This window comes from Microbacterium sp. NPDC078428 (genome assembly GCF_044542535.1).
Lineage (GTDB): Bacteria > Actinomycetota > Actinomycetes > Actinomycetales > Microbacteriaceae > Microbacterium > Microbacterium limosum.
This window is the reverse complement of the sequence record NZ_JBITUP010000005.1, coordinates 57,609-81,326: the sequence shown is the minus strand read 5'-3', so window position 1 is coordinate 81,326 and position 23,718 is coordinate 57,609. Positions and strand designations below refer to the sequence as shown.

Here is a 23,718-nt window from a genome sequence, read left to right as displayed (position 1 = left end):
ATCAGCGTGTCACCGGGCTGGGCAGTCCTTCGGAGAGCGCGGGGGGCTCGGGCGCCGCCGGCGACGCGGCGTCGCCCGCCGCGGCATCCGCATCCTCGGCGGGCGCGACCGGCACTCCGCCGATCGTCGCTCCCGGCGCGGTCACGAGCGGAGCATCCGAGACGAGGGAGTTGGGCACGCTGCCGCGGCCGATCGCGTCGACCGACGAGCTCCACGTGGCCGCCTCGCCGCTGCCGAGCACGGCACCGTCGGACAGGCGCAGGTACGAGGGCGGCTCCCCGACGACCATTCCGAGGGCACTGGCGTTCGCCGCGAGGTACTGCGGGGAGCTCAGGCCCGTGATGGCCTCCGCGAGCGACTGCTTCTCGTAGGTCAGCGCGGTCAGCTGCCGCTCGAGCGCCTGCTCCTGGTACACGCCCTGCGTCATCGCGATCGACAGCCCCATCTGACCCGCCGCGATCCCGAACGCCCCGCACACCGCGATGATCGCATAGAGCACCCTCGGGCGACGGCGGCGCGCGGGAGACTCGAGGGCGCGGAGGCCTCGCTGCGGATCGCGCTGGATACGGGGTGCGGACAGCGGTGCGACGGCCGGGACGCTCATGCGGCCCTCACTCTCTCTGCGGCGCGGAGTCTGACGGGGGTTGCTCGGGGGTTGGCCTCGCGCTCGGCGTCGGACGCGAGCTCGGCGCCCTTGACCAGCAGCCGGAAGCGGGCTGCGTGCTCGGGCATCTCGATAGGGAGGCCCGCGGGGGCGGTGGATGCCGTGGCATCCGCGAGGGCCCGCTTGACGATGCGGTCCTCGAGCGACTGGTACGACATGACCACGATGCGGCCGCCGACCCGCAGCAGGTCGAGGGCCGCGGGGATCGCGCGCTCGAGGACGCTGAGCTCGGCGTTCACCTCGATGCGCAGGGCCTGGAACACGCGCTTGGCGGGGTGTCCGGCACGCTGCACGGCGGCGGGCGTCGCCGCGACGAGGATGTCGACGAGCTGACCGGACCGCTCGATCGGAGCCTTCTGACGCGCGTCGACGATGAAGCGGGCGTAGCGCCCCGCGAGCTTCTCCTCGCCGTACCTCTCGAAGATGCGCCGCAGCGACCCCTCCGGATACGTCGCGATGACCTCGGCCGCGGTCGTGCCGCGGGTCTGGTCCATCCGCATGTCGAGGGGCGCGTCGCGCGCATACGCGAACCCGCGGTCTGCGAGGTCGAGCTGCAGGCTCGAGACGCCGAGGTCGAACAGGACCGCGTCGACGCGGGCGAGTCCGACGGATGCCGCGGCATCCGCGATCCCGTCGTACACCGTGTGCACGAGGCTCACGCGGTCGCCGAAGCGCTCGAGACGCTCGCCGGCGAGGCGGAGCGCATCGGTGTCGCGGTCCAGCCCCACCAGGCGCGCGTCGGGGAAGCGCTCCAGGAAGGCCTCCGCGTGTCCGCCCATGCCGAGGGTGGCATCGACGAGGACGGCGCCCGGTCGATCGAGGGCGGGGGCGAGGAGCTCGACGCAGCGCTCGAGCAGAACGGGGGTGTGCAGGTCGCGGGCGTCCATGATGTGGGCCTCGGGGCCCCGGACCCTGATCCCCATCCGCTCCGACCTGGCACCGGGGAAGTGTGTCAGGGCGTGCGGCTGGGAGTCAGGGTCCGGGGATCAGAACAGGCCGGGGATCACCTCCTGCTCCAGCTCGGCGTAGGTCGATTCGTTGGCTTCGGCGTAGGCGTTCCAGGCCTCGGCGTTCCAGATCTCGGCGTGGGCCCCGACACCCGTCACGACGAGCTCCTTCTCGAGTCCGGCGTACTGGCGCAGGTGGGCGGGCACCGTGATGCGGCTCTGGGAGTCGGGCATCTCCGCGGAGGCGCCCGACAGGAACATCCGCAGGAAGTTGCGCGCGTCGCGGTTGGACAGCGGTGCCTCGCGGATCCGCTCGTGCACACGCTCGAACTCCTGCTGGCTGAAGACGTAGAGGCACCGCTCCTGCCCGCGCGTCACGACGACGCCGCCCGCGAGGTCCTCGCGGAACTTCGCGGGCAGGATGACCCGCCCCTTGTCGTCGAGCTTCGGGGTGTAGGTGCCGAGAAGCATCGGCATCCCCCCTTCGCCCGGCCGCGCTCATGTGCCCCCACATTACTCCACTTCCCCCCACTCGTCTATCAATTTGTGGGCGCACCGCTCCCCTTCTCCGCCCCGCCCCGCGTCGCGGCGCACGGCGGCGAGGCACCACGCCGGCGCCGAAACACCACGCGCCGTGTGGTGTTTCGGCGCAAGAGCGGGGTTTCGGCGCGTGTGAAGGCGCGCGGAGCACGAAAAAAGGGGCCGACCCGAAGGTCGACCCCGAAGGAGTGGAGGGAGGTGGAGCTAGCGATCTCCCTGACGGCGGTCCCAGCGATCGTTCATGCGATCCATGAAGCTGGAAGACGGGGACGATGCCCGCGTGGGTCCGACGCCCGGTCGGGGAGCCGTGAGGGGCGCCGACTCGGCCTTGGAGGGCGTGGCCGCGAGGATCACACCGCCGAGCATCGCGGCGAACCCGACGATGCCGACCACGATCAGCTGGGTAGCGACACCGGCGATGAGCCCGCCGATACCGGCAAGCACGAGGAGGGCCCCGATGGTGACGTTGCGGTAGTTGACGGTCCGGCCGTGACGGTCGGCGCTGACGACATCGGCGTCGTTGCGCAGGAGGTGGCGCTCCATCTCATCGAGAAGGCGCTGCTCCTGTTCGGAGAGTGGCATCGGTCCCCCCGGTCGGTAATGGAAGAGTGCGCCTAAGTCTAGTGCTGGCGCCGGTTACTAGGCTAGGCCCGTGCAGGCTTCCCCGGACGCGATCACCCGAGTTTCACAGCGACTGGAGAGATTCGTCACGAGGCTCACCCAGGAGGCGCTCGCCGAGACACCGATGGCGCGGCCCGTGACGGATGCCGCGGCATCCGCGCTCGCGGGCGGCAAGCGCCTCCGCGCCCAGTTCCTGCTGGCCGGGTGGCGCGCCGTCGCCGAGGCGGGAGGGCGTCCGAGCGAGGTGCCCGAGGAGGTCGTCGATGCCGCGGGCGCCCTCGAGATCTTCCACGCCGCCGCCCTCGTCCACGACGACATCATCGACAACTCCGACACGCGCCGGGGCCGCCCCTCCGCGCACCGGGCCCTCGAGGCTCAGCACCGGTCCGACGGATGGGCCGGGGATGCCGCGGGCTACGGCCGCTCCACCGCCATCCTGCTCGGCGACCTGCTCGTGGCGTGGAGCGACGACCTGCTCGAGGAGGGCCTGCGCACCGCGCCCCGCGAGCGCGCGATCGCCGTGCGGACGCGGTACGCCCGGATGCGCCGCGACGTCACCGTCGGCCAGTACCTCGACATCGCCGCGGAGGCCTCGCACCCCGTGCTCGCCGAGCACGAGCACCTTGACGCGGCGCTGCTGGTCGCCTCCTTCAAATCCGCGCGCTATTCGGTGCAGCAGCCCCTCGCGATCGGCGCCGCCCTGGCCGGCTCCTCGCCCGCCCAGGACGACGCGCTGAGCGCGTTCGGACACCCGATCGGCATGGCCTTCCAGCTGCGGGACGACGTGCTCGGCGTCTTCGGGGACACGGCCGTCACGGGTAAGCCCGCCGGCGACGATCTCCGCGAGGGCAAGCGCACCGCCCTGATCGCCTTCGCGCGGGCGGCGCTTCCCCCCTCCGCGCGGCGGACGCTGGACGAACTGCTCGGCGACCCCGAGCTCGACGCGGCGCAGGTCGTCGCCCTTCAGGGCGCGATCCGCGACTGCGGCGCGCTCGATCGGGTCGAGCAGCTGATCGCCGGCTATGCCCACGAGGCCGACCGCGCGCTCGCGGGAGCGCCCCTCGGCCACGGGGCCGTCGGCGAACTGCGCGATCTCGCGATCGCCGCCGTTCGGCGCGAGGCCTGAGGAAGGCCGGGGCGCCCGTCAGCCGAGCGTCTGGGCGACGCGGCGGACCTCGCTCTTGCGTCCCGCCCGCAGGGCCTCGATCGGCGGCATCCCGATCGTCTCCTCCGGTTCGAAGAGCCACTGCACGGCCTCTTCGGGCGTGAACCCGCCGTCGAGAAGGACGATCACGGTGCCCCGCAGAGAGGAGAGCGGTCGCCCCTCGAGCAGGAAGTCGGCCGGGACCTTCAGGACGCCGTCGACACGGACCGCGACGAGCGCGTGGTCATCCAGCAGGCGACGAACCCGGCTCGTCGTCTCGCCGATCGCGTCGGCGACATCGGGGAGGGTGAGCCAGTCGATGGCTCGGATCCAGGACGGTGAATCGGTCACCCAGCCACTATCGCACGCCCGCCCGGGCCCGATCCACGTGAGGACCGCCCCTGACCTCCGTCACAGAACTCACTCGCGTCTCATGCGTCGCACATATCACTTTCGTTGACTTTCGTTAGCAGGCGTGACAGCGTGTCAGTCGTCTCACAGGAAGGGGAAGACCCGTGCGACACATCCTTCGACGCGGCTCGTCCGCCCAGATCGCCCGCATCGGCGTGCCCGCCGCGATCGTCGGAACTCTGACGGCGGCCCTGGCCGCGACACCGGCCCACGCCTCGGGCGCCCACGCAGACCGCTCCCCCGCCCCGACGTGGCGGCAGGTGCCGGCCAGCACGGCCCCCGACACGTACGTCGTCGCCCCGGGCGACACCGTGTGGGGCATCGCCATCCGGTACGGCGTCCGAGTCGCCGATGTGCTCGCGTGGAACGGCCTCACATCGGGCTCCGTGATCCATCCCGGCGACACCGTCGTACTCCGCCCGCCCGCCGCCGCGGCTCCCGCGCCCGCGGCGCCCGCCCCGGCCCCGGCCGCGACGCACACCGTGTCCGCCGGCGAGACCCTCTCCGCGATCGCGGCACGCCACGGCATCCCGTTGCGCGCGCTCTTCGACGCCAACGGCCTCGGCTGGCACTCCGTGATCCACCCGGGTCAGCAGATCGCGCTCCCCGGGGCTGCGGCGGCACCAGCTCCGGCTCCGGCTCCGGCTCCGGCCGCACCCGAGACGGCCCCGCAGGCTCCCTCGCCCGCCGCGGCCGTGCACACGGTCTCCGCCGGCGAGACGCTCTCGGGCATCGCCGCCGCGCACGGCGTCTCGCTGCAGGCCGTCTTCGACGCCAACGGGCTGGGTCCCGGCTCGATCATCTACCCGGGTCAGCAGATCTCCCTCCCCGGCACCGTCGAGCTCGCCGTCGCAACGGCCCCCGCGCCCGCGCCGGCCGAGATCGCCGATCTGGATGCCGAGCAGACCGCCAACGCGCGGCTCATCGTGCAGATCGGGCGCGAGATCGGGGTCCCCGACCGGGGCATCGCGATCGCCTTGGCCACCGCGGTGGTGGAGTCGTGGGTGCGCAACCTCGACTGGGGCGACCGCGACTCGCTCGGCCTGTTCCAGCAGCGCCCGAGCACCGGGTGGGGCACCGAGGGCGAGATCCGTGACGCGGCACGCTCCATCCGCGTCTTCTACGGCGGCGCCGCCGACCCCAACGGCGACCGTACGCGCGGCCTGCTCGATGTCGCAGGGTGGGAGCAGATGGGGTTCGCCGAGGCGGCGCAGGCCGTGCAGGTCTCGGCGTTCCCGGATCGTTATGGCCAGTGGGAGAGCCGGGCATACGCCTGGCTGGCCGCGCTCGGCTGACATTCCGCGCGATCCCGGCGCATGGGGGGTTCCCGAACAGGTGAGCCGCTGCCGGGCCGGATGCCGGGGCATCCGTAGACTGCTTGCGTGACGACCAGCCAGCAAGCCGACCCCCTCATCGGGCGGCTTGTCGACGGCCGGTACCGCGTTCGCGCCCGCATCGCGCGGGGCGGGATGGCGACCGTCTACGTCGCCACCGACCTGCGCCTCGAACGACGCGTCGCGCTCAAGGTGATGCACGGCCATCTCAGCGACGACGCCGTCTTCCAGGGCCGGTTCATCCAGGAGGCGCGCGCAGCCGCGCGCCTGGCGGACCCGCACGTGGTCAACGTCTTCGATCAGGGGCAGGACGAGGGCATCGCCTACCTCGTGATGGAGTACCTGCCCGGCATCACCCTGCGAGAGCTGCTGCGCGAGCAGAAGCGCCTCGATGTCGCCCAGACGATCACGATCATGGACGCGACCCTGTCGGGGCTCGCCGCCGCGCACCGCGCGGGGATCATCCACCGCGACGTGAAGCCGGAGAACATCCTGCTGGCCGAGGACGGCCGCATCAAGATCGGCGACTTCGGGCTCGCGCGGGCGACGACGGCGAACACCGCGACCGGGCAGATGCTGCTCGGCACGATCGCCTACCTCGCCCCGGAACTGGTCACCCGCGGCCAGGCCGACGCCCGCAGCGACATCTACGCGCTCGGCATCATGCTCTACGAGATGCTCGTCGGCGACCAGCCCTACAAGGGCGAACAGCCGATGCAGATCGCGTACCGACACGCCACCGACACGGTGCCCCGCCCGAGCGCGAAGAACCCGCAGGTTCCCGAGCAGCTCGACGAGCTGGTGCTGTGGGCCACCGAGAAGGTGCCCGACGACCGCCCGCGCGACGCGCAGGAGATGCTCGAGAAGCTGCGCGAGATCGAGCGGGAGATCGGCGTGACACCCGCCCCGACCCGGGCGACCGTCGGCATCCCGACGGTGTCCGACGGTGGCTCGGGCGAGCTGACCGCCGTGCTGCCGGCCGCCGGCACGACCGCGATGGCGAGCACGAACGCGCCCGGGGTGGACATCGACAACTCCGCGCGCCTGCGCTCGCGCGCCGGCCGCCGCCGCGCGAAGGGGGCATGGCTGCTCGTCATCGTCCTCCTGCTGGCGGGGCTCGCGGGGGGTGCGGGATGGTGGTTCGGCTCCGGTCCGGGCTCCCTCGTCGCCGTCGCCGATGTCAGCGGCCTCACCTACGAGGAGGCGGCCGCCCGTCTCGCACAGGACACCCTCGTCGCCACGCAGGCCGAGGGCGAGTACACGCGGGATGTGCCCCCGGGGCAGGTGATCCGCACCGATCCCGCCGCGGGCGACCGGGTCGACAAGGACACCGAGGTCGCCGTCGTGCTCTCACTGGGTCCGCGACCGCACCCGATCGAGGCGCTCGCGGGCCTGTCGGAGGATGCCGCACGCCAGGTGCTGACGGCGGCGAACGTGACCGTCGGCGAGTCGCGGGTGGAGTTCGCGGAGCCTGCGAACGGCACCGTCCTCGCGGCGACCCTGCAGCCCGCGGCGGGCGGCGATCCGAGCGACCTCTCCAACGGCGGCACGGTGCTGGAGGGCGACACCGTCGTGCTCACGGTCTCCCGCGGCCCCGTTCCCGACGTCACGGGCATGAGCGTCGGACAGGCGACCACCACGCTCGAGGGCGTCGGGCTGCAGGTCTCGGGCGACCGACCGGAGGAGTACTCCGACGACATCGCCGAGGGCGACGTGATCGGCATCCGCGGGGCGCCGGAGGGGCGCAACTGGGTACCCGGCGACACGGCGACCCTCGTCGTCTCGCTCGGGCCCGAGCCCTTCCCCATCCCCGACGTGACCGACCTCACGCGCGACGAGGCGATCGAGGTCATCGAGGGCGCCGGCTTCACGGTCGACTACGCCCCGTTCTGGAACGCGCTGCCCAACGGGCTCACGCGCGTCACCGGGACCGATCCGGCGATCGGATCGCAGCGCCCCCTCGGCACGTCGGTCTATCTGCAGATCACCGCCTCCGGCTGACCCCCGCGCGCCGAACCTCCGCATCGGTCGCACCGCCCACGCGAAAGCGCCCGAAAACGGCGGACCCTGGGGTCCTCCCGTTCCGGGCGCCTTCGCGTGCGGCGGATGCGCCGCTCGGTCAGCGCTTCTCGAGTTCCTCGGCCACGAGGAACGCCAGCTCGAGCGACTGCATGTGGTTCAGGCGCGGGTCGCACAGCGACTCGTAGCGCGTGGCGAGCGTCGCCTCGTCGATCATCTCCGAGCCTCCCAGGCACTCCGTGACGTCGTCGCCGGTCAGCTCGACGTGGATGCCGCCCGGGAACGTGCCGACGGAGCGGTGCGCCTCGAAGAAGCCGCGCACCTCGTCGACGACGTCGTCGAAACGACGCGTCTTGTAGCCGGTGGGGGTCGTGATGCCGTTGCCGTGCATCGGGTCGGTGACCCACAGCGGCGTCGCGCCGGAGTCCTTGACGGCCTCCAGCAGCGGCGGCAGTGCGTCGCGGATCTTGCCCGCGCCCATGCGCGTGATGAAGGTCAGGCGCCCGGGCTCGCGCTCGGGGTCGAGCTTGTCGATGAGCTCGAGCGCGACCTCGGGCGAGGTCGAGGGGCCGAGCTTCACGCCGATCGGGTTGCGGATCTTGGAGAAGTAGTCCACGTGCGCCCCGTCCAGCTCCCGCGTGCGCTCGCCGATCCAGAGGAAGTGCGCCGAGGTGTTGTACGGCGTGCCCGTGCGCGAGTCGATCCGGGTCATCGGCCGCTCGTAGTCCATGAGCAGGCCCTCGTGCCCAGTGTAGAACTCCACGCGCCGCAGCTCGTCGAAGTCGGCGCCGGCCGCCTCCATGAACTGGATCGCCCGGTCGATCTCCCCCGCGAGGCGCTCGTAGCGCTGGTTCGCCGGGTTCTGCGCGAAGCCCTTGTTCCAGCTGTGCACCTCGCGCAGATCGGCGAAGCCGCCCTGCGTGAACGCGCGGATGAGGTTCAACGTGGATGCCGCGGTGTGGTACCCCTTGAGCAGCCGCTGGGGGTCGGGCTGACGGGATGCCGCGGTGAAGTCGTATCCGTTGACGATGTCGCCGCGGTAGGCGGGCAGCGTGACATCGCCGCGGGTCTCGGTGTCGCTCGAGCGCGGCTTGGCGAACTGCCCCGCCATGCGGCCCATCTTCACGATGGGCATGGATGCGCCGTAGGTCAGCACGACGGCCATCTGCAGCACCGTCTTGATGCGATTGCGGATCTGCTCCGCCGTCGCACCGGCGAACGTCTCGGCGCAGTCGCCGCCCTGCAGGAGGAAGGCGCGACCGGACGCGGCCCGCGCGAGACGCTCGCGCAGGATGTCGACTTCACCGGCGAAGACGAGCGGGGGGAGCGTCGCGATCTCTGCGGAAACGGCGGCCACGGCATCCGGATCGGCCCACTGCGGCTGCTGCTTGATCGGAAGGGTGCGCCACTGATCGAGCGCGTCGAACTGCTGAAGCATCCGCTCAGTCTAGCCGGGGCGGGTTGCCCACCAGCGCGCGGGCGACTACCCTCGCGTCGGCCGGGCCGCGACCAGGCGGTCCTTGACAGTCGAGGCGTAGACGTCCTCGTACTCCTGCTCGCCCAGCCGCTGCAGCGCCACCATGATCTCGTCGGTGACGGAGCGGAGCACGTAGCGGTCGCCCTCCAGACCGGCGAAGCGGGAGAAGTCCAGCGGCTCGCCGATGACGATGCCGACACGGCCGATGCGCGGCAGGCGGCGCCCGATCGGCATGATCTCGTCGGTGTCGACCATGACGACCGGCACGACCGGCACGCGGGCCTCGAGCGCCATCCGGGCGATTCCGACGCGGCCGCGGTAGAGCTTGCCGTCGGGGCTGCGCGTGCCCTCGGGGTAGATGCCGAGCAGGTCTTCGCGGGCGAGCACGCTCAGCCCCGTGTTCAGCGACGCCTCGGAGGCCTTTCCGCCCGAGCGGTCGATGGGCAGCTGCCCCGTGGCCTTGAAGAAGACCCGCGTCGCCCACCCCTTGATGCCCCGCCCGGTGAAGTAGTCGCTCTTGGCGAGGAACGACACGGGCCGGTCGATCATGAGCGGGAGGAAGATGGAGTCGGCAAAAGAGAGGTGGTTGCTGGCGAGGATCGCTCCCCCCTGCACGGGGATGTTGCGGCGACCGACGATCCAGGGCCGGAAGATCGCCTTGAGCACGGGCCCGATGACGATGTACTTCATCAGCCAGTAGAACACCGCTCAGGCACCCCCGAGGATGTCGCGGCGGGCGAGGTCGGCGGCGCCGATCACCCCGGCGTCGTTCACCATCCGGGCGATCGCGAAGTCGGCGACCGGACGCGACCCCGCGGCCGGGGTCGCGGCGAGATACGCTTCGCGCATCGGCGCGAGCACGCGCTCCCCCAGCTGCGACACTCCCCCGCCGATGATGAACAGCTCGGGGTCGAGGATCGCGGTGAAGCTGCCGCACGCCTGTCCCACCGCGACCGCGATCCGGCGCAGCGCCTCTTCCGCCCCGGGATCCCCGGCGAGCACCAGGCCGGAGATCATCGCCCCCGTCAGCTTCCCCTTCTCGGCGCGAGCCTCGGCGAGTGCGCGACCGAGGCCCTCGGGCGCCGTGTCGGCGATCTCGGCCGCCTCCCGGCCGAGCGCGCGGCCCGATCCGTACACCTCGAGGCAGCCCTGCTGTCCGCACCCGCAGAGCCGGCCCCCGGGCACGAGCCGGATGTGACCGAGCTCGGCGCCGATGCCGTGGCCCCCGCGGTACAGCTCCCCGCCCGCGACGATGGCGCCGCCCACGCCGGTGCCGAGGGTCAGCATCACGACGTCACGGCGGCCTTCACCGGCACCGAATCGGTACTCGGCCCAGCCCGCCGCGTTGGCGTCGTTCTCGATCGCGACGTCGAGGCCCGTCAGCGACTCCAGCCGAGCGCGCAGCGGCTCATCCCGCCACGCGATGTTGGGCGCGAAATACACCGTGGAGCGATCGCGGTCGATGAACCCGGCGGCGGCGACCCCGGCCACTCGCACGTCCCGATCCGTCGACAGGTGGGCGATCATCTGTGCGACGGCCGCCTCGATCGCGGGCACCGTCAGGGGCGTATCGACCCTGACCTGCGCGAGGATGCGCCCCTCCTCGTCGACGAGTCCGCCGGCGATCTTCGTTCCGCCGATGTCGATACCTACCGCGAGCACCGCCACTTCCTTCCCCGGCCGCGCGCGGGCCAACGTGCAGTCTAGTAGGGAGGTCGCGCCCGGCGCCGGGCATCGTTTCGCGGCTGGGACTGAGTATCACCGCGGGGTAGAGTTGAGTGCCAGAGCCACCCCACCGGTACCGAAGGAGTTGCCGACATGAGTGCCGTCCAGTTCGAGGTTCCCGCCATCGTCCCCGCCGACCCGAGCGCCAACATCGCCGATCTGCTCGAGGAGCGGGTGAAGGCCACCCCCGATCGCCCGCTGTTCGCGGTCCCCGAAGGTTCGGGCTGGCGCGACATCGCCGCATCCGAGTTCCGGCGGCAGGTGATCGCGCTCGCCAAGGGCTTCGTCGCCTCCGGCATCGAGCCCGGCGACAAGGTCGGGTTCCTCGCCCGGACGACCTACGAGTGGACGCTCGTGGACTTCGCGCTGTTCTACGCCGGCGCGGTGATGGTCCCCATCTACGAGACCAGCTCCCCCTCGCAGATCCAGTGGATCCTCCAGGATTCCGGCGCCGTCGCACTCATCGTCGAGTCGGCCGACCACGCCGCCCGTGTCGACGAGGTGCGCGGCGACCTGCCCCTCATCCGCGACGTCTGGCAGCTGGGCCTCGGCGCGATCGGCAAGCTCTCCGACGCGGGAAGCGCCGTCGGCGACGACGAGATCGAGCGCCGCCGCGGCATCGCCGTGGGCGCCGACATCGCGACCCTCATCTACACCTCGGGGTCGACCGGGCGCCCGAAGGGATGCGTCCTGACGCACAGCAATTTCGTCGAGCTCTCGCGCAACGCCGCCAAGGCGCTCGACGAGGTCGTGCAGGTGCCCGGGTCGTCCACGCTGCTGTTCATCACGACGGCGCACGTGTTCGCGCGCTTCATCTCGATCCTGAACATCCACGCGGGTGTCAAGACGGGCCACCAGCCCGACACGAAGCAGCTGCTGCCGGCGCTCGGCAGCTTCAAGCCGACGTATCTCCTCGCCGTCCCCCGGGTGTTCGAGAAGGTCTACAACTCCGCGGAGCAGAAGGCCGAGGCGGGCGGCAAGGGCAAGATCTTCCGCGCCGCCGCGCACGCGGCGATCGAGCACTCCACCCTCCTGCAGGAGGGCAAGCGGATCCCCCTCGCGCTGAAGATCAAGTTCGCCCTCTTCGACAAGCTCGTCTACAGCAAGCTGCGCAACGCGATGGGCGGCAACGTGCGCTACGCCGTTTCGGGGTCGGCACCGCTCGGTCCCCGTCTCGGCCACTTCTTCCACAGCCTCGGCGTGACGATCCTCGAGGGGTACGGCCTCACCGAGACCACCGCGCCGGCGACGGTGAACCTCGCCAAGAAGTCCAAGATCGGCACCGTCGGCCCCGCCCTTCCCGGGGTGGGGGTCCGCCTCGCGGAGGACGGCGAGGTCGAGGTGCGCGGCATCAACGTCTTCAAGGAGTACTGGCGCAACCCCGAGGCGACCGCGGCGGCCTTCGACGGCGAGTGGTTCAAGACCGGGGATGTCGGGACGTTCGACTCCGAGGGGTTCCTCACCATCACGGGGCGCAAGAAGGAGATCATCGTCACGGCGGGCGGGAAGAACGTGGCCCCCGCAGCCCTCGAAGACCCCATCCGCGCCAATCCCATCGTGGGCCAGGTCGTCGTGGTCGGCGATCAGAAGCCCTTCATCGCGGCCCTCATCACCCTCGACCCCGAGATGCTGCCGACGTGGCTGGCCAACAACGACCTGCCGGGCGACATGTCGCTGGCGGATGCCGCGGCGCACGCCGCCGTACGGGCCGAGGTGCAGCGGGCGATCGACGAGGCCAACACCCACGTCTCCCGGGCGGAGTCGATCCGGAAGTTCACGATCCTGCCCTCGGAGTGGACCGAGGCATCCGGGCACCTGACGCCGAAGATGTCGATCAAGCGCAACGTGATCATGTCCGACTTCGCGCTGCAGATCGAGGAGCTCTACAGCGAGCCCGTCAACACGACGAACGTCTCGATCCCCTGACCCGCCGGGCGCGGGGTGCCGTCAGGGCTCAGAACCAGGAGCTCTCACGCACCTCGCGCATGGCGATCCGGCGCTGCTCGGGGGTGAGCCGCTGCAGGTAGAGCACGCCGTCGAGGTGGTCGCATTCGTGCTGGAGCGCCTGCGCCAGGAGGCCCTCGCCCTCGAGCTCCACGGCCTGACCGTCGAGGTCGATGCCCTCGACCCGGGCCCACGGGTGACGCAGCGCCGGATGCCAGAGCCCGGGAACGGAGAGGCAGCCCTCGTCGACCGGTTCCGCCTCGCCGCGCACCTCGACGACGCGGGGATTGAGGACATAGCCGATGTCGCCGTCGATGTTGTAGCTGAACGCACGCAGGCCGACCCCGATCTGGGGGGCGGCGACCCCCGCGCGCCCCGGCAGGGCGACGGTGTCGAGCAGGTCGCGCACGAGCGCCCGCACCGAGTCGTCGATCTCGGCGATCTCGGCGCTGGACGCCTTCAGCACGGGGTCGCCGAAGAGACGGATCTCACGCACGGCCATGCGTCAGGCACCCGCCGTCGTGGTCGAGGGGGCCGGCGCGCCGCGCAGCGCGTCGACGACCTTCACGGCGAGCTGCCTCGCCGCGGCGCGCGTCGCGGGCGGGAGATCTCGGAAGGTGATGGCCCCGCCGGTCGCGATGTGCGCGTCGTACGGCACACGCACGACGTCGCGCACGCGGGAGCGGAAGTGCGCCTCGATCTGGTCGGGGCGCACGAGTGCGGACCCCGGCGAGGCCATGTTGAGGACGACGATCGCGTCGCGCACCCGTTCCTCGTGCCCGTTGGATTCGAGCCACGTCAGCGTCTCCGAGGCGAGGCGGGCCTCGTCGATGCTCATTCCGGCGACGACGATCAGCTGATCGGCGCGCTCCAGCGTGGCACCCGTGACGGAGTGGACGATCCCCGTGCCGGTGTCGGTGAGAACGATCGAGTAGTAGTGGTCCGCCACGCGGGCGACCGTGCGGTACTCCTCGTCGCTGAAGGCCTCGGAGACGTGCGGGTCGGTGTCGGAGGCCAGCACGTCGAGTCGTGTCTCGTCGCGGGCGACGATCGCGGAGACGTCGTTGTACCCGCGCAGGCTCTCGCTCTCGCGCACGAGATCGCGCACCGTCTTCTCGCTGCGACGGGTGATGCGCTCGGCGAGGGTGCCGCGGTCGGGGTTGGCGTCGACGGCGATCACGCGGTCGTCGCGGGCGTCCGCGAGTGCCATGCCCAGCAGGGTCGTCACGGTCGTCTTGCCGACACCGCCCTTGCGCGACATGACGGCCACGAAGCGAGCACCGCTGCCGGGCAGCGGCGCGGCGATGCGGCGGTCGAGGTCCTTGCGCTCGCGGGCCCGCCGCGAATCCCCCAGATTGATGCGTCCCCGGGTGGCGCTGTAGAGCAGGTGCCGCCATGCCCCGTCGGGTTCGGGACGCGCGAGCCGGCTGGAATCGAGAAGCCGGTCCGCCGTCAGCAGGTCGGGGGTCTCCCGTACCGACCCCTGCGCGATGTCGCCGATGCGCCGCGGGGCGGCGGGTTCGGCGGGTGCGTGCCGGGTGACCTCGCGGGCCGCAGCACGCGTCGCGACGGCCGCGGTCGTGTTCTCCGCGCGCGATGCGTCGTCGGTCACGGCATCCCCTCCCGGCTCGTCCCCGGCGCGGGCGGACGAGTCCTCCGCACCGAGGTGTGCCGTCATCGTAGCGTCGGCGCGCGGGGCGGCGGCGACCGGTTCGGGCACCGGCTCGGGTTCGGGATCCGGTTCCTGCGGGGGCTCGGCGGCGACCGCCGGATCATCGTCGGCGAGCTCGGCGACGATGACCTCGACATCCTCCTCGAGCACATCGTCGTCGACGACGTCGTCGTCTTCCTCGTCGTCGTGAGCAGGCAGGACGATCTCGACGTGCGCCGTCGTGGCGCCCAGGATGCCGATCCCCGACGTGTCCACCGAGGGCGCCGTACTGAGCAGGCCGTTGTCGGGATGCTCGTCGGGGTTCTCGTCGGGGTGGGAATCGGGGCCGTGCGGGCTCACTCGTGCTCCGTGGGATCGGTCGGGTCGTCCGGTCGGACTGCCTAAGGCTAGTGCGCGGGCCGGATGACGACCAAAAGATCCCCTGCGTCGACCTGCGCCGTCGCGGCGATCGCGAGTCGTTCGATCACGCCGTCGACGGGCGCCGTGATCGCCGCTTCCATCTTCATCGCCTCGATGGAGGCGACGGGCTGACCGGCCGAGACCTTCTCCCCCACCGCGGATTTGAGCGTGACGACGCCGGAGAACGGTGCCGCGACCTGACCCGGGCGCGACGTGTCGGCCTTCTCCGCCTGCCGCGACTCCACCTCGATGCTGCGGTCACGCACGAACACCGGCCGCAGCTGACCGTTGAGCGTCGTCATGACCGTGCGCATGCCCTTGTGGTCGGCGGCGCCGATCGCCTCGAGGCCGACGTAGAGCCGCACCCCGCGCTCGATCTCCACGACGTGCTCCTCCCCGGGCACGAGGCCGTAGAGGTAGTCCGCGGTGTCGAGGAGGGAGAGGTCGCCGTAGGTCTCCCTCACCGTGTCGTAGTGCTTCGTGGGCGCGGGGAAGAGCAGACGGTTGAGGGCGTGACGGCGTTCGGCCGCATCGCCCTCGAGGGCCGCGGCATCCTCGCGGGACAGGGGCGCGGTCTCGATCGTGACCGTGCGGCCCGCCAGCACGGCGGTGCGGAAGGGTTCGGGCCATCCGCCCGGAAGGTCGCCGAGCTCGCCCGCCATGAACCCCACCACGGAGTCGGGGATGTCGTACTTCTGCGGGTTGGCGGCGAAGTCGGCGGGGTCGGCCTTGACGGCGGCGAGGTGCAGCGCCAGGTCGCCGACGACCTTCGACGACGGTGTCACCTTCGGGATGCGGCCGAGGATCTCGTTGGCCGCCGCATACATGTCCTCGATCAGCTCGAAGTCGTCGGCGAGCCCCAGCGCGATCGCCTGCTGGCGCAGGTTCGACAACTGCCCGCCCGGGATCTCGTGCCGGTACACGCGGCCCGTGGGGCCAGGAAGGCCCGACTCGAACGGACGATAGAGGCTGCGCACCGCCTCCCAGTACGGCTCGAGGTCGGCGACGGCGCCGAGGTCCAGCCCCGTGTCGCGCTCCGTGTGGGCGAGGGCTGCGACGAGCGCCGACAGGGAGGGCTGACTCGTGGTGCCGGCCATGGGGGCGGATGCCGCGTCGACGGCGTCGGCCCCGGCCGCGCTGGCCGCCAGCAGGGTCGCGAGCTGTCCGCCCGCCGTGTCGTGCGTGTGCACGTGCACGGGGAGGTCGAAGCGGTCGCGGAAGGCGGAGACGAGCTTCGCGGCCGCGGCCGGCCGCAGGAGGCCCGCCATGTCCTTGATGGCGAGGATGTGCGCCCCCGCATCGACGATCTGCTCCGCCAGGCGCAGGTAGTAGTCGAGCGTGTAGAGATCCTCGCCGGGATTGAGCAGATCGCCCGTGTAGCAGACGGCGACCTCGGCCACCGTCGTGCCCGTCGCCAGGACGGCGTCGATCGCGGGCCGCATCTGCGAGACGTCATTGAGCGCGTCGAAGATGCGGAAGATGTCGACGCCCGTCGCCGCCGCCTCGCGGACGAAGGCGTCCGTCACCTCGGTCGGATACGGCGTGTACCCCACCGTGTTGCGCCCGCGCAGCAGCATCTGGATCGGGATGTTCGGCATCGCGTCGCGCAGCTTCTCGAGCCGCTCCCACGGGTCCTCGCCCAGGAAGCGCAGCGCGACGTCGTAGGTGGCACCGCCCCACGCCTCCATCGAGAACAGTCCCGGGGTCATGCGGGAGACGGCGGGCGCCACCGCGACGAGGTCCTTCGTGCGCACGCGCGTGGCCAGCAGCGACTGGTGCGCGTCGCGGAACGTCGTCTCCGTGACGGCGAGGGCGGGCTGCTCGCGCAGGGCGCGGGCGAACCCCGCGGGCCCGAGCGACTGCAGCTTCTGGCGGTACCCCTCGGGCGGCGAGGCGAGCAGGTCGATCCGCGGCAGCTTGTCGGCCGGGGCGATCGAGATCGGATTGTCGCCGTGCGGCTTGTTGACCGTCACATCGACGAGCCAGTTGAGCAGCTTCGAGCCGCGGTCCTTCGACGCCGAGCCGGCGAGGAGACCGGGCCTCTCGTCGATGAACGAGGTCGCGAGGTCGCCCGCCGCGAAGGCGGCGTCGTCGAGGACGGCCTGCAGGAAGGGGATGTTGGTCGAGACGCCGCGGATGCGGAACTCGGCCAGCGCGCGTCGCGCCCGGGCGACCGCCGCGGGGAAGTCGCGTCCGCGGCAGGTCAGCTTCGCGAGCATCGAGTCGAAGTGCGGACTGATCTGCGACCCGGCGGCGGTCGTGCCGCCGTCGAGCCGGATGCCCGCGCCTCCGGGCGAACGGTAGGTCGTGATCTTCCCCGTGTCGGGACGGAATCCCTGGGTGGGGTCCTCCGTCGTGATCCGGCACTGCAGCGCGGCACCGCGCAGCCGGATCTCCGCCTGCGTCAGACCGAGCTGCCCGAGCGTCTCGCCCGCCGCGATCCGCATCTGCGACTGCACGAGGTCGACGTCGGTGACCTCCTCCGTCACGGTGTGCTCCACCTGGATGCGCGGGTTCATCTCGATGAAGACGTGCTCGCCGGCGCGCTCCCCCGCCGTGTCGACGAGGAACTCGACGGTGCCGGCGTTGACGTAGCCGATGGATGTCGCGAAGGCCACGGCATCCCGGTGCAGCCTCTCGCGGAGGGCGTCGTCGAGGTTGGGTGCGGGCGCGATCTCGATGACCTTCTGGTGCCGGCGCTGCACCGAGCAGTCGCGCTCGAAGAGATGCACCGTGTTCCCGCCGCCGTCGGCGAGGATCTGCACCTCGATGTGCCGCGGACGCACCACGGCCTGCTCGAGGAACATGCGCGGGTCGCCGAACGCGCTCTGGGCCTCGCGCATGGCCTCGGCGAGGGCGGGAGCGAGCTCGGCCTTGGACTCGACGCGCCGCATGCCCCGGCCGCCGCCGCCGGCGACCGCCTTGGCGAAGATCGGGAAGCCGATGTCGTCGGCCTGGGCGACGAGCGCCTCGACGTCGTCCGAGGCCTCGGTCGAGCGCAGCACGGGGACTCCCGCCGAGACCGCGTGGTGTTTGGCGGTGACCTTGTTGCCGGCCATCTCGAGCACCCTCGCGGGCGGGCCGATGAACGCGATGCCGTGCTCGGCGGCGCGAGCGGCCAGCTCGGGGTTCTCGGAGAGGAAGCCGTACCCCGGGTAGATGGCGTCGGCTCCCGACTCGCGCGCGACGCGGATGATCTCATCGACGTCGAGGTAGGCCCGCACCGGATGCCCCGGCTCGCCGATCTGATAGGCCTCGTCGGCCTTCAGCCGGTGCAGCGAGAATCGGTCCTCGTACGGGTAGACGGCCACCGTGCGGGCCCCCAACTCGTAGGCCGCGCGGAACGCCCGGATGGCGATCTCACCTCGGTTCGCAACCAGGATCTTGTGGAACATGGGGCCTCCCAGCGTCGGCGCGTCGGGGCAGAATGTGTTCCTCAGCCTAGGGGAAGGTAACGTTAGGGACCGTGCACGTACTCAGCGTCAGCTCGCTCAAGGGCGGGGTCGGCAAGACGACCGTGACACTGGGGCTCGCCTCGGCCGCGTTCGCCCGCGGTGTCCGGACCCTCGTCGTCGATCTCGACCCGCAATCGGATGTGTCGACCGGCATGGATATCCACGTCGCCGGTCGACTCAACGTCGCCGATGTCCTGGCGAACCCGAAGGAGAAGGTCGTCCGCCAGGCGATCACCTCCAGCGGGTGGGCCAAGGTGCATCCCGGCACGATCGACGTGCTCATCGGGAGCCCCTCCGCCATCAACTTCGACGGACCGCACCCGTCGGTGCGCGACGTCTGGAAGCTCGAAGAGGCGCTCGCGACGATCGAGGCCGACTACGACCTCGTGCTCGTGGACTGCGCACCGTCGCTGAACGCGCTCACACGCACCGCATGGGCGGCCAGCGACCGGGTCATCGTCGTCACCGAGCCCGGGCTCTTCTCGGTCGCCGCCGCCGACCGTGCGCTTCGCGCGATCGAGGAGATCCGCCGCGGCCTCTCCCCCCGCCTGCAGCCCCTCGGCATCGTCGTGAACCGCGTGCGTCCGCAGTCGATCGAGCACCAGTTCCGCATCAAGGAGCTGCGGGACATGTTCGGCCCCCTCGTGCTCTCGCCGCAGCTGCCCGAGCGCACCTCGCTGCAGCAGGCGCAGGGCGCGGCGAAGCCGCTCCACATCTGGCCCGGCGACTCCGCACAGGAGCTCGCGGCAGACTTCGACGCCCTTCTCGACCGCGTCATGCGGACCGGGCGCATCCCCGTCCCGGGAGCCTGATCCCCGAGAGCGCACCCCTCTCCACCCGGCACGGCCGGCGGAGAAGGAGGCGTCAGGCCGTGCGCTTGGCCCGGCGGGCGGCGAGCTCGTCGAGCGAGTCGGGCGCCTGCGGGTCGAACTCGACGAGCGTCGACTCCACCTCGCGGAGGACCTTTCCCACCGCGATCCCGAAAACACCCTGCCCGCGGCTGACGAGGTCGATGACCTCGTCGTTGGAGGTGCAGAGGTAGACGGATGCGCCGTCGCTCATGAGCGTCGTGCCCGCGAGATCGCGGATGCCGGACGCGCGGAGCTGATCGACCGCCGTGCGGATCTGCTGCAGGGAGATGCCGGTGTCGAGTAGGCGCTTGACGAGCTTCAGGACGAGGATGTCGCGGAAGCCGTAGAGACGCTGCGAGCCCGATCCGCTGGCGCCACGGACGGTCGGTTCGACCAGCTCGGTGCGGGCCCAGTAGTCGAGCTGCCGGTAGGTGATGCCGGCGGCGCGGGCAGCGACGGCGCCGCGATAGCCGACTTCGTCATCCATCGCGGGAAGACCGTCGGTGAAGAGCAGCTCGGAGACGAAGCGGGGTTCGTCGGCGAGGTCACCAGCGGTCATCGCGTTCTCCTCGCCTCGTCCGGATCGATCTTCCCCCACGGTAGGCCACGCCCGGGCGCCCGGCAACGACATCGGCCGCGACACGCCGCAACCCCGACCGTGCGGGGTCGCTCACGGCAGGATCCGCTCGAGGGCCGCCTTCAGGAAGTGGCCGCGGACCTCGTCGAGGCGACGTGCGAGCTCGGGGCCGGCCTCGCTCGCCCGTGCTCGCGAGCGTGGATCCGTGCGGTGCAGCAGCGGCGCCAGCGCCTGCTGCACGAGCGCGGCGTCCCTCTCGGCTGCCTGCCGCAGGGCACGCATGTGCCGCGGCTCGATGCCGTGGCGGTCGAGGGCCGCCATCGCCCCGAGGAGGCCGACCGCCGACTCGGGGTACGACTCCGACGCGGGGAGAAGGCCGATGGAGATGGCCTCGTTGAGCAGCTGGGCACGAGCGCCCGTCGCCTTCAGCAGCTCGTCGCGGCTGAATCGACGGCCGTGCGGGTGGATCGACGGCGGCGGCTGCTCCCCCGGGTGCTGCGCGTCGCGTCCGGCGTCGCGGTCCGCGAGATAGTCGCGGATGACGTGGAGCGGCAGGTAGTGGTCGCGCTGAAGCTGCAGCGCGATCCGGAGCCGCTCGACATCGCCCTGGGAGAACTTGCGGTACCCCGACTCCGTGCGCGTGGGGGTGACGATGCCCTGCACCTCGAGGAAACGCAGCTTCGACGTGGTCAGCGTGGGGAACTCGGGCGTCAGCCGTGCGAGCACCTGACCGATGCTCAGCAGGCCGGCGACGGGGAGGGACCCGCGGGCCGAAGCTGCCGGCATCAGCCGTTCGCCGCCACGGGGAGGTCGACGGGCGAGATGAAGAACGTCATGCGGAACTTTCCGATACGTACCTCGGATCCGTTGACGAGCGTGCCGCGATCGACGCGCTCGCCGTTGAGGTAGGTGCCGTTGAGCGAGCGCTGATCGACGATCCCGAACTCGGACCCCGTCCGTGTGATCTCCGCGTGCCGACGCGAGACGGTGACGTCGTCGAAGAAGATGTCGGCCTCCGGGTGGCGGCCGACCGTCGACACATCGGTGTCGAGCAGGTACCGCGCGCCGGCCGTGGGGCCGGAGCGCACGAGCAGCAGCGCAGCGCGGGAGGGCAGCGCCTGGATCGCGTCGAGCTCGGCCTGGCTCAGCTCGGCGCCGAACGGCACGAAAGACAGGTCCGAGTCGTGCCCGAACGTCTGGGTCGTATCGGCGGGAAGGTGGCCGGAATCCGCTCCTCGGCGGAGGCCGGCGACGCCGGGGTCTTGCTGCTCTGACACGCTGTCCTCCTTGGCCCTCCAGCGTAGCCGATGGGCGACCCGCCACGAGAGCGGGATGCCCGCGCTCATGATTCTTTCCAAGAATCCGCTTCCGCGGGAACTCCGCCCCCTCGCGCCCGCGCGAGCCCCCGCCAACACCCCCCGGTTAGGCTCGTGGGATGACTCTGCCCCGCCGCCCCCGACGTCTGCCCGGTCTGCTCGTCGCGGTGGCGGCGGTCGCCCTCCTCGTGGTGGCGCCGCTGCCCGCGCACGCGCACGACGAGCTGATCGGTAGCGACCCCGAGGAAGGGGTGGTATTGGATGCCGCACCCGAGCGGATCGACCTCCGCTACAGCGCGGAGCCGCTCGCGGAACCCGGCAGCACCCAGGTGCGCGTCGTCGACCCGACGGGTGCCGAGGTGCAGTCGGGTGATCCCGAAGTGGTCGACAACGGCGTCATCCAGGCCATCTCCGCGGATCCCGCCGCCGTCGGCACATACACGGTCACGTGGCGTGTGGTCTCGAGCGACGGGCACCCCATCTCCGGCGAGCTGACGTTCTCCGTGGGCGAGGAGTCCGAGCCGGTCGCGCCGCAGGACGAGGTCGATCCCCCGTCCGATGGGATCCTGCCGCCCGTGGCGACCGTCGTCTGGATCGTGATCGGCCTCGTCGTCGTGGCCCTGGGAGGCGCGCTGGTGGCCGTCCTGATGGTCCGCGCGCGACGCCGCGACGGAGGCGCCTGAGCCGCCCCGGCGCCGGCTGGCCTTCCCCGCGCGGGGACTAGGCTTGAGACCATGCCTCATTACGATGTCGTCATCCTCGGAGCCGGCCCCGGCGGGTATGTCGCGGCCGTGCGCAGCGCCCAGCTCGGGCTGTCCACCGCCATCATCGAAGAGAAGTACTGGGGCGGTGTCTGCCTCAACGTCGGCTGCATCCCCTCGAAGGCGCTGCTGAAGAACGCCGAGCTGGCCCACATCTTCCAGCACAAGGCGAAGATGTTCGGCATGTCGGGCGACGTCTCCTTCGACTACGGAGTCGCCTTCGACCGCAGCCGCGACGTCGCCGAGGGGCGCGTCAAGGGCATCCACTACCTGATGAAGAAGAACAAGGTCACCGAGTACGACGGCCGCGGCACCTTCACCGACGCCAACACGATCGAGGTCAAGACCTCCGCCGGCGGCACCGAGACGGTGACCTTCGACAACGCGATCATCGCGACGGGGTCCACCGTGCGCCTGCTTCCCGGCGTGACCCTCAGCGAGAACGTCGTGACCTACGAGGAGCAGATCCTCTCGCGCGAGCTTCCCGGATCGATTGTTATCGTCGGCGCCGGCGCGATCGGCATGGAGTTCGCCTACGTCATGTCGAACTACGGCGTGAAGGTGACGATCGTCGAGTTCCTCGACCGGGCCCTGCCCAACGAGGACGCCGACGTGTCGAAGGAGATCCAGAAGCAGTACCGCAACTACGGCATCGAGATCCTCACCTCCACCAAGGTCGAGAAGATCGACGACCAGGGCGACAAGGTCGTCGTGAGCTACACCGGCAAGGACGGCAACGCCGGATCGATCGAGGCCGACAAGGTGCTCATGTCGATCGGCTTCGCCCCGCGGGTGGAGGGCTTCGGCCTCGACAAGACCGGTGTCGAGTTGACCGACCGCGGCGCGATCGGCATCGACGATCACATGCGCACCAACGTGCCGCACATCTACGCGATCGGCGATGTCACGGCCAAGCTGCAGCTGGCCCACGTGGCCGAGGCGCAGGGAGTGGTGGCCGCGGAGACCATCGGCAAGGCCGAGACGATGACGCTGGGCGACTACCGCATGATGCCCCGCGCGACGTTCTGCTCGCCTCAGGTCGCCTCCTTCGGTCTGACCGAGCAGCAGGCCAAGGACGAGGGGCACGAGATCAAGGTCGCGACGTTCCCCTTCATGGCCAACGGCAAGGCGCACGGCCTTGGCGAGCCCGTCGGATTCGTGAAGCTGATCGCGGATGCCGAGCACCTCGAGCTGCTGGGCGCGCACATGATCGGCCCCGACGTGTCGGAGCTGCTGCCCGAGATGACCCTCGCGCAGAAGTGGGACCTCACCGCCCTGGAGCTCGCGCGCAACGTCCACACGCACCCGACCCTGTCGGAGGCGCTGCAGGAGGGCTTCCACGGCCTGGCCGGCCACATGATCAACTTCTGATCTTTACCCGCTCGTCCCGCGAGAGTAACCTTCCCGCACACCGATGCCGCCCCGCCCGAAGCCGGGGGCGGCATCGGTGTCTGGGGGCCCGACGCGCCCACTCGCCCCTGCTCACGCGCAGATGCCGCCGCTGCGCGGCCACCCGCCTCTCTCCTCTGCCCAGGCGAGGACGCTTGCGCTGCGCCACCACACGCCTCTCTCCTCTGCCCAGGCGAGGTTCATTGCCGAGCAGAGGTGGATATGGCGGCCGGCTCTCCTCTGCTCGGCAGATCCCCTCTGCTGAGCAGAGGGGAGCCGCGAGCGGCAGAAGAGGAGGAGCGGAGACAGCGGCTCGCAGGCACGCGCTGCGGGGGCGCGGCGGCTCCGGGCGCGGGGGGGGGGGGGGGGGGGGGTGGGGGGGGGGGGGGGGGGGGGCCCCCCCACCGAGTTGGGGCCCCCCCCCCCCGGGGATGGGGGGCCGGGGCCCCGGGGGCCCCCCCCGCGCAGCCGG

General features: G+C 71.3%; 21 protein-coding genes. 7 read left to right on the top strand and 14 right to left on the bottom strand.

The window, feature by feature from the left end:
• Position 1: 1 nt before the first annotated feature.
• The 4 genes from ACIGCK_RS10370 to ACIGCK_RS10355 form a co-directional block, all read right to left on the bottom strand.
• Complete coding sequence (locus ACIGCK_RS10370) at positions 2 to 604, bottom strand: hypothetical protein (protein ID WP_396665901.1); 603 nt, start codon at positions 602 to 604, stop codon at positions 2 to 4.
• The gene (rsmH, locus tag ACIGCK_RS10365) at positions 601 to 1,551 is read right to left on the bottom strand and encodes a 16S rRNA (cytosine(1402)-N(4))-methyltransferase RsmH (protein WP_396665900.1); all 951 of its coding nucleotides are present in this window, start codon (positions 1,549 to 1,551) and stop codon (positions 601 to 603) included. The genes ACIGCK_RS10370 and rsmH overlap by 4 nt, the downstream gene beginning before the upstream one ends.
• Positions 1,552 to 1,650: 99 nt before the next feature.
• Positions 1,651 to 2,082 (bottom strand): division/cell wall cluster transcriptional repressor MraZ, encoded by a 432-nt coding sequence (gene mraZ / locus ACIGCK_RS10360; protein WP_330171982.1) that lies wholly within the window; start codon positions 2,080 to 2,082, stop codon positions 1,651 to 1,653.
• 273 nt (positions 2,083 to 2,355) lie between these two features.
• Complete coding sequence (locus ACIGCK_RS10355) at positions 2,356 to 2,733, bottom strand: DUF3040 domain-containing protein (protein WP_396665898.1); 378 nt, start codon at positions 2,731 to 2,733, stop codon at positions 2,356 to 2,358.
• Positions 2,734 to 2,803: 70 nt separating this feature from the next.
• Here ACIGCK_RS10355 and ACIGCK_RS10350 point away from each other — a divergent pair, with 70 nt between their 5' ends.
• Positions 2,804 to 3,898, top strand: a complete 1,095-nt coding sequence (locus ACIGCK_RS10350; protein WP_396665897.1) for a polyprenyl synthetase family protein — start codon at positions 2,804 to 2,806, stop codon at positions 3,896 to 3,898.
• A gap of 18 nt (positions 3,899 to 3,916) precedes the next feature.
• Here the strand turns inward: ACIGCK_RS10350 and ACIGCK_RS10345 are convergent, their stop codons facing one another.
• Positions 3,917 to 4,267, bottom strand: a complete 351-nt coding sequence (locus ACIGCK_RS10345; protein WP_396665896.1) for an Rv2175c family DNA-binding protein — start codon at positions 4,265 to 4,267, stop codon at positions 3,917 to 3,919.
• A gap of 164 nt (positions 4,268 to 4,431) precedes the next feature.
• Here ACIGCK_RS10345 and ACIGCK_RS10340 point away from each other — a divergent pair, with 164 nt between their 5' ends.
• A complete protein-coding gene (locus tag ACIGCK_RS10340) occupies positions 4,432 to 5,622 on the top strand; it encodes a LysM peptidoglycan-binding domain-containing protein (protein ID WP_396665894.1) in 1,191 nt (396 codons plus the stop codon).
• Positions 5,623 to 5,709: 87 nt separating this feature from the next.
• Entirely contained in the window at positions 5,710 to 7,662 is a 1,953-nt protein-coding gene (gene pknB / locus ACIGCK_RS10335; protein WP_396665892.1) for a Stk1 family PASTA domain-containing Ser/Thr kinase, read from the top strand.
• A gap of 118 nt (positions 7,663 to 7,780) precedes the next feature.
• On the opposite strand, the gene ACIGCK_RS10330 is transcribed toward pknB, so the two are convergent.
• The 3 genes from ACIGCK_RS10330 to ACIGCK_RS10320 are packed head-to-tail and all read right to left on the bottom strand — an operon-like array spanning position 7,781 to position 10,819.
• Positions 7,781 to 9,118, bottom strand: a complete 1,338-nt coding sequence (locus ACIGCK_RS10330) for a class II 3-deoxy-7-phosphoheptulonate synthase (RefSeq protein WP_396665890.1) — start codon at positions 9,116 to 9,118, stop codon at positions 7,781 to 7,783.
• A 45-nt stretch (positions 9,119 to 9,163) separates the two neighbouring features.
• Complete coding sequence (locus ACIGCK_RS10325; RefSeq protein WP_396665888.1) at positions 9,164 to 9,862, bottom strand: lysophospholipid acyltransferase family protein; 699 nt, start codon at positions 9,860 to 9,862, stop codon at positions 9,164 to 9,166.
• A gap of 3 nt (positions 9,863 to 9,865) precedes the next feature.
• Positions 9,866 to 10,819 (bottom strand): ROK family glucokinase, encoded by a 954-nt coding sequence (locus ACIGCK_RS10320; protein ID WP_396665886.1) that lies wholly within the window; start codon positions 10,817 to 10,819, stop codon positions 9,866 to 9,868.
• Positions 10,820 to 10,975: 156 nt separating this feature from the next.
• On the opposite strand from ACIGCK_RS10320, the gene ACIGCK_RS10315 reads away from it, so the two are divergent.
• On the top strand, positions 10,976 to 12,808 hold the full coding sequence (locus ACIGCK_RS10315; protein ID WP_396665885.1) for an AMP-dependent synthetase/ligase: 1,833 nt from the start codon (positions 10,976 to 10,978) through the stop codon (positions 12,806 to 12,808).
• Positions 12,809 to 12,836: 28 nt separating this feature from the next.
• Here ACIGCK_RS10315 and def read toward each other — a convergent pair whose 3' ends face one another.
• The 3 genes from def to ACIGCK_RS10300 are packed head-to-tail and all read right to left on the bottom strand — an operon-like array spanning position 12,837 to position 18,292.
• Positions 12,837 to 13,328 carry a peptide deformylase gene (gene def / locus ACIGCK_RS10310; RefSeq protein ID WP_396665884.1) on the bottom strand — a complete coding sequence of 164 codons (492 nt, stop codon included), beginning with the start codon at positions 13,326 to 13,328 and terminating at the stop codon, positions 12,837 to 12,839.
• A 3-nt stretch (positions 13,329 to 13,331) separates the two neighbouring features.
• Positions 13,332 to 14,837, bottom strand: coding sequence for a MinD/ParA family protein (locus ACIGCK_RS10305; protein WP_396665882.1), 1,506 nt, complete (start codon positions 14,835 to 14,837; stop codon positions 13,332 to 13,334).
• A gap of 47 nt (positions 14,838 to 14,884) precedes the next feature.
• The gene (locus ACIGCK_RS10300) at positions 14,885 to 18,292 is read right to left on the bottom strand and encodes a pyruvate carboxylase (protein ID WP_396665880.1); all 3,408 of its coding nucleotides are present in this window, start codon (positions 18,290 to 18,292) and stop codon (positions 14,885 to 14,887) included.
• Between the two features lie 71 nt (positions 18,293 to 18,363).
• Between ACIGCK_RS10300 and ACIGCK_RS10295 the strand changes: the two genes are divergently transcribed.
• Positions 18,364 to 19,164, top strand: a complete 801-nt coding sequence (locus tag ACIGCK_RS10295; protein WP_396665878.1) for a ParA family protein — start codon at positions 18,364 to 18,366, stop codon at positions 19,162 to 19,164.
• 52 nt (positions 19,165 to 19,216) lie between these two features.
• Here ACIGCK_RS10295 and ACIGCK_RS10290 read toward each other — a convergent pair whose 3' ends face one another.
• The 3 genes from ACIGCK_RS10290 to ACIGCK_RS10280 form a co-directional block, all read right to left on the bottom strand.
• Entirely contained in the window at positions 19,217 to 19,762 is a 546-nt protein-coding gene (locus tag ACIGCK_RS10290) for a MerR family transcriptional regulator (RefSeq protein WP_330171527.1), read from the bottom strand.
• A gap of 111 nt (positions 19,763 to 19,873) precedes the next feature.
• Positions 19,874 to 20,566: a MerR family transcriptional regulator gene (locus ACIGCK_RS10285; RefSeq protein WP_396665876.1), complete on the bottom strand. Its 693-nt coding sequence runs from the start codon at positions 20,564 to 20,566 to the stop codon at positions 19,874 to 19,876.
• Positions 20,566 to 21,057, bottom strand: coding sequence for an FHA domain-containing protein (locus tag ACIGCK_RS10280; RefSeq protein ID WP_396665874.1), 492 nt, complete (start codon positions 21,055 to 21,057; stop codon positions 20,566 to 20,568). Before ACIGCK_RS10280 ends, ACIGCK_RS10285 begins: the two co-directional genes overlap by 1 nt.
• A 158-nt stretch (positions 21,058 to 21,215) precedes the next feature.
• On the opposite strand from ACIGCK_RS10280, the gene ACIGCK_RS10275 reads away from it, so the two are divergent.
• Both ACIGCK_RS10275 and lpdA read left to right on the top strand, forming a co-directional pair.
• Complete coding sequence (locus tag ACIGCK_RS10275) at positions 21,216 to 21,779, top strand: copper resistance protein CopC (RefSeq protein ID WP_396665872.1); 564 nt, start codon at positions 21,216 to 21,218, stop codon at positions 21,777 to 21,779.
• Between the two features lie 51 nt (positions 21,780 to 21,830).
• On the top strand, positions 21,831 to 23,228 hold the full coding sequence (gene lpdA / locus ACIGCK_RS10270) for a dihydrolipoyl dehydrogenase (protein ID WP_396665870.1): 1,398 nt from the start codon (positions 21,831 to 21,833) through the stop codon (positions 23,226 to 23,228).
• The last annotated feature ends 490 nt before the right edge of the window (positions 23,229 to 23,718 follow it).